The organism is Komagataeibacter europaeus LMG 18890 (assembly GCF_000285295.1).
Lineage (GTDB): Bacteria > Pseudomonadota > Alphaproteobacteria > Acetobacterales > Acetobacteraceae > Komagataeibacter > Komagataeibacter europaeus.
In genome coordinates this window covers 1-5,294 of the sequence record NZ_CADP01000151.1, presented here as the reverse complement: position 1 = coordinate 5,294, position 5,294 = coordinate 1, and the positions used below count along the sequence as shown (strand labels likewise).

Genomic DNA, 5,294 nt, shown 5'->3' with positions numbered 1-5,294 from the left:
TGGTCCGCTTTACGCTTATCCCCGGCCAGCATTACGACACGGTCGGGGTGGCGCCTCTCCTTGAACCGGCTGATTTCGAGGGACTTCTTGCCGACAAGGCGTTCGATGTCCACTGGATCGTGGACACCATACGCGCACAAGGGGCCCGCGTGGTCATTCCCCAGCGTCGGAACCGCCTCGACAGGCGACCTTTCGATGGAGCCCTGTTCAAGGCGCGCCATCTCATCGAGAACTTCTTCTGCAAGCTCAAGGAGTTCAAGCGCATCGCCATGCGAAGCGACAAGACCGACAGATCATTCGCAGCGATGATTTATCTCACAGCCGCAATCATCAATTCGCGTTAATTCCCAACAGGCCCCAAACAGTCTCTTTCTGAATATCAGCCATGCACGTTGCGCCCGTACATTCTTTGTTATGAATTCCCGGCTATTTCCATTGTATTAAACGCCGTGAGGCCACTGAACGGTCAGGGAGGCCATGCCAGACCTACAGGCAAACAGCACGCGACGTATTCACGACATCACACGCGCCTTCCTGCCACGGATTGACCGCCTGCCTGCGGGCTGGGTGGGGTTCAGCTTGCGCACATGGTGTTCACTGGTCCTTGGCCTTGCCACGGCCTTCTGGCTGCGGCTGGACAATCCCCTGCTGGTCGGCGTGACCGTCATGATCCTGGCGCAACCTTTGCGCGGGCAGGCGCTGTCCAAGGCATTTTACCGGCTGTTGGGCACCATGGTGGGCATGGGCGTGTCCATTGTGCTGGTGGCGGTGTGGAACCAGCAGCGCGGTCCCTTTCTGGGGGGGGTGGCGCTGTGGCTTGCCGCCTGCGCCTTCGTGGGATCGCTGGAGCGGGATTTCCGTTCCTATGCCGCCCTGCTGTCGGGCTATACGGTTGCCCTTGTGGCCGTAAACTGCATTGATACGCCACAGAACGTCTTCAACATCGCCGTTTCCCGTGCATCGGCCATAACGCTCGGGGTCTTTGCGGTGGCGGTGGTCAATATCCTGTCCGGCTCGCCCGAGGCATGGCGGGGACTGGCGGGTGGGCTGAAACAGCTTATTCGACCGCTAAGCGAAACCGCGCGCGCCGCCCTGCAGCATATGTACGATCGTGGCGCACAGGCGGATATCCGGCTGGGCGCGCGCATACTCGCACTGACCACGCCCCTGTCCTATGCCCGCACGGAACTGGAACGCGGTGGTGCGCGCGCCAATGGGGCGCGGCTGGCCATGGTGTCCATGCTGACCATACTGGACTGCGCGCGTGGACTGGGTCGCCACACCGGGCATGGCAAGATCGACCCGGCGGTGGAGGACGCCATTGCCCGTGTCGCCCGGCAGACCGACCTGCGCACCGACCAGGCCGGTTTCACCGCACATATACTGGACGCCATACGCACCGCCCTGCCCGGTCATGTACCCAACGCGGATGAAGCCTTCGCCATTGAACGCGCCGCCCGCATGCTGACCGCACGCACCCGCATGCATGCCGGACAGGAAGTCCTGACCGAAGGCACTGGCAGCGCCATCCACAGCAGGACCGTCAATATCGCGGTGCAGCCCAACTACCTGCTGGCGCTGATGGGGGCGCTGCGGGTTCTGGTCGGATTTTCGTTCGCGGCCGGGGTCTGTGTGATAACCGGCCTGCCGGGGGCGACCGTGGCGCTGGCCCAGACCGCGCTGACCCTGACGCTGGCCGCGACCAATGTGGATACGGCGCGGTTTGGCATGGGGGCGATCATTGGCCTGCCCTGCAGCGTGCTGGCGGCGGCCCTGCTGAACTTTTTCGTGCTGCTGCATGGGGCGGACATGCCGTTCCTGGCGCTGGCGCTGCTGCCCCAGACATTCCTGGCCTGTCTTTTGCTGATGCGTCCGTCAACGGCGGCGATCGGGTTCAACTACGGCGTGTTTTTCTTCGCCATACTGGGGCTGGACAACCACCAAAGCTATAACCCGACGGAATTCCTTAACCGCAACATCTTCTACCTTCTGGCGGCCCTGCTGGCGTTCATCATCCTTGTGCTGCTGTTTCCGCCATCGCCACGGCGGCAGCGGTTCTGGATGGCGTCCACCATCGTACGGGCGCTGGAACGCCAGATGACCGGCCATGGCGAAGCCGATAGCCCGACCCGCCTGACCCGCACCTATGACCGGCTGGCCCAGATGCAGTTCTGGACCGACCGCCTGCCCGGTAATTCCAGCAGCGAACGCCAGATGGAAAGCTTCACCACCTTTGCCGAACTGGATGGCGCATTGGCACGGGCACGGACCTATGCGCGGCAGGCACAGGCAATCCCCCTGCTGCGCCCTGCCGCCGAACTGGCGCAACGTGAACTGCTGCTGCACGCGCCGTGGGACGTCGTACCCTGCATGCGCGACGCCATCGCCGCCATTCCTGCCCCACAGACCCAACTGCCAGCCCAGACCCAGATCGCCGCCATCAACCTGCTGGCGGGACTGGATGGCGTGATGCGGGCATGGCAGGCGGCGGCGCCACGACTGCGGCATTACGGCATCATCAAAACGAAGAAGGCAGGCTGATGCGGCAGGTTGTTGATCTGGAAGGCGTGCTGATCTCGGCCTTTGTCATGAACCTTGGCCTGGCGCTGTGCACGCTGCTGGTGCTGCGCATCGTGCTGTCATGGTTCAACCTGTGGCGGTTTGTCTGGAACCCACCGCTGGCACAGTTCGGCCTGCTGATCTGCCTTGTTGGCCTGTACACCCTGATCCTGTGAAAGAATCCTGACGTGTTCGCATATGCAAACCGCCTTGTGCGTCTGGCCGTTACCGCAACCATCCTGTTTGTCGCGGCCATCGTGGCCATCGTGCTGTGGGATTACTACACGGCGTCACCGTGGACACGGAACGGTCAGGTCCGTGCGCAGGTGGCCAATATCGCGCCGCGCATTTCAGGCCAGATCAATGAAGTACGCGTGCATGACAACCAGTTCGTACACAAGGGCGACGTGCTGTATGTCATCGACCCGTTCGATTTCCGAGTAAAGCTGGATATCGCCGATGCCGCCGTCAACGAACGACGCGCGGACCTTGAATTCAAGACATCGCAGTACGAACGCCGCCAGAAGATTTCGGGCGTTGCCGTGTCGGGCGAGGAAAAGCAGCAGTTCGAAGCCGTGGCCCAGCAGGCGGAAGCCCAGTATGCAGCAGCCCTTGCGGACCTGAAGCAGGCGCGCATCAACCTGGAACGCACCGAGGTGCGCAGTTCGATCAACGGTTACGTCACCAACCTGACCATGCGCGCGGGCGACTACGCCAATGCGGGGCAGGTGAACATCCAGATCATTGATGCGGACTCGTACTGGGTAGACGGGTATTTCGAGGAAACGAAAATCCATTCCATCAAGGTGGGCGAACCGGTGCGGCTGGACCTGATGGGCTTTCATGAACCGCTGTTCGGCCATGTGGAAAGCATCACGCGCGGGATCGCCAGCAACAATGCCGCCACATCCATACAGGGCCTGCCGGCGGTGGACCCGGTCTATACATGGGTGCGGCTGGCGCAGCGTATCCCGGTGCGGGTGAAGATCGACAGCATCCCACCCGACCTAGTGCTGGCTGCGGGCATGACGGCCACGGTGACCGTGGTGTCGGAAGCGGGCAACCGCCGCCATATGTCAGTACGTGACGCGCTGCGGCATGTGGGCGATGACATGCAGCACCTTGCAGGACATCGCTAAAAGACTGTTTTTAAAAAATAAAAAGTTTCTGGATTTCGCCTTTTTTCAAAAAGGCGACGTTCCCTTGAAGCTTTTTGAAAAAAGCTTCACCAAAAACTTCTTTCTGGTTCCTCTTCACCTTATCCACAGATTCAGGGGACGAATATCCGGGCAACCCTGTGGATAGAACCGTTGGGAACCGGGGATAAGGTGTGTGTTTTCCACGACTCGTGAAGAGTCGTATGAATTTTTTCTGATATCCCGCCCCGCCGTACATTCAGCTACCCGCCGCACCACCGTCAGGCACGCGGCGGCGGGGCATAGGGATCCGTCTTTCCCATATCCGGTGCCGGGGCATGCCCCATGCGGTGGGCACGGTACAGCAGGCCGTGCCCCAGTTTTTCAATCAGAATGCCACGGCGCTGCATGCGGTCATGGCTTATGGCATATCCGATTTCGCGCACGATCTGACCACACAGCACCTGCAACCAGCCACGCAGGGCAAGTTTCATCCGTGTCATATCGCGCGCACTCCCGTTCACCGCCATGTCAGTCATTATCCTCATGGCAGATAAGAGTTATCCGCATAACTTTCAAGATGAGGCAGATGGCCTAAAAGGTTATTTTTATTTAATCCATGTCATGACATGAAATGCATGGCCGCCCGCACCGGCCCCATCCATGACAAGGATGGCCCGAACCAGTCCTGCCATGGGGGATATCTTGCGTTACCTATTCCTGCTTTTTGCCCTTGTGTGCGGATATTGCGGCACCGCCGCCGCCCAGACAGCCCCGTCACAGGTGATCAGCACGCTGTTTGCCGACAAGCTGACCATGATGGACCTTGGCCTGATCCGCGCCGAACGCGCCATGCAGCATGAAATCGACAGCCTGCCCGACAGCTATGACAGCGAGATGATGCCGGTGGCGGATTTCGACCCCCGGCGTAACACCATACTGGTGGGCATATGGTACCAGGACCACGATACCTTCAATCGTGGGCAGTGCGACAAGCTGCTGGAAACGATCAAGAAATCATTTGGCAACCAGCCCACGACCATCGTTGCGTCGTGGTTCCGCCATCATGGTTATACCTCGCTACGGGATGCGGGGCAGTTCTATATCGGGCTGCGCAATATCATCTGGCTGGTGGTGACCGACGGGGACCGGGCCTGTTCCTATTCCATGGCCAACGGGCAGACCACGACCAATGGATTCTGATCGCTAAATCATAAAGAAGTTTCTGGTGAAGCTTTTTTCAGGGTCTGTTGGGAATTGTACTTTTTCAAAGTCACCAAATGTGATTCAAAATCCGTATGGATCGCTTCGTACTGACAGACGCCCAATGGGCGAAAATGGAACCGCTGTGCCTTGGCAAGAAAACAGATCGCGGGCGCAGCGGGCAGGACAACCGTCTTTTTATCGAGGCGGTCTTATGGATTGCCCGGACCGGCAGCCCATGGCGGGACCTTCCGACGTATTTCGGGCATTGGAACTCGGTCTATTCCCGTTACAGCGACTGGATGAAAGCCGGTGTTTTCAAACGGCTTTTTGAAGCGGTCTCTGACGAGGCCGACATGGAATATGCGATGATCGACGGCACGGTGGTCCGGGTTC

At 59.7% G+C, this 5,294-nt stretch carries 7 protein-coding genes; 6 read left to right on the top strand and 1 reads right to left on the bottom strand.

The window, feature by feature from the left end; genetic code table 11:
• The 4 genes from GEU01_RS19290 to GEU01_RS19275 form a co-directional block, all read left to right on the top strand.
• On the top strand, window positions 1–344 hold a 344-nt coding region (locus tag GEU01_RS19290), incomplete at its 5' end, for an IS5/IS1182 family transposase (protein WP_019087366.1).
• Between the two features lie 133 nt (window positions 345–477).
• Window positions 478–2,541, top strand: a complete 2,064-nt coding sequence (locus GEU01_RS19285; RefSeq protein ID WP_019087365.1) for an FUSC family protein — start codon at window positions 478–480, stop codon at window positions 2,539–2,541.
• Window positions 2,541–2,735 (top strand): DUF1656 domain-containing protein, encoded by a 195-nt coding sequence (locus GEU01_RS19280; protein ID WP_010508642.1) that lies wholly within the window; start codon window positions 2,541–2,543, stop codon window positions 2,733–2,735. Before GEU01_RS19285 ends, GEU01_RS19280 begins: the two co-directional genes overlap by 1 nt.
• A gap of 12 nt (window positions 2,736–2,747) precedes the next feature.
• Window positions 2,748–3,698 (top strand): efflux RND transporter periplasmic adaptor subunit, encoded by a 951-nt coding sequence (locus tag GEU01_RS19275; protein ID WP_019087364.1) that lies wholly within the window; start codon window positions 2,748–2,750, stop codon window positions 3,696–3,698.
• A 278-nt stretch (window positions 3,699–3,976) separates the two neighbouring features.
• On the opposite strand, the gene GEU01_RS19265 is transcribed toward GEU01_RS19275, so the two are convergent.
• Window positions 3,977–4,225, bottom strand: coding sequence for a hypothetical protein (locus GEU01_RS19265; RefSeq protein ID WP_019087362.1), 249 nt, complete (start codon window positions 4,223–4,225; stop codon window positions 3,977–3,979).
• Window positions 4,226–4,400: 175 nt separating this feature from the next.
• Between GEU01_RS19265 and GEU01_RS19255 the strand changes: the two genes are divergently transcribed.
• Window positions 4,401–4,898 (top strand): hypothetical protein, encoded by a 498-nt coding sequence (locus GEU01_RS19255; protein ID WP_232272632.1) that lies wholly within the window; start codon window positions 4,401–4,403, stop codon window positions 4,896–4,898.
• 95 nt (window positions 4,899–4,993) lie between these two features.
• A partial coding sequence (locus GEU01_RS19250; RefSeq protein WP_039794389.1) for an IS5 family transposase occupies window positions 4,994–5,294 on the top strand: 301 nt, incomplete at its 3' end.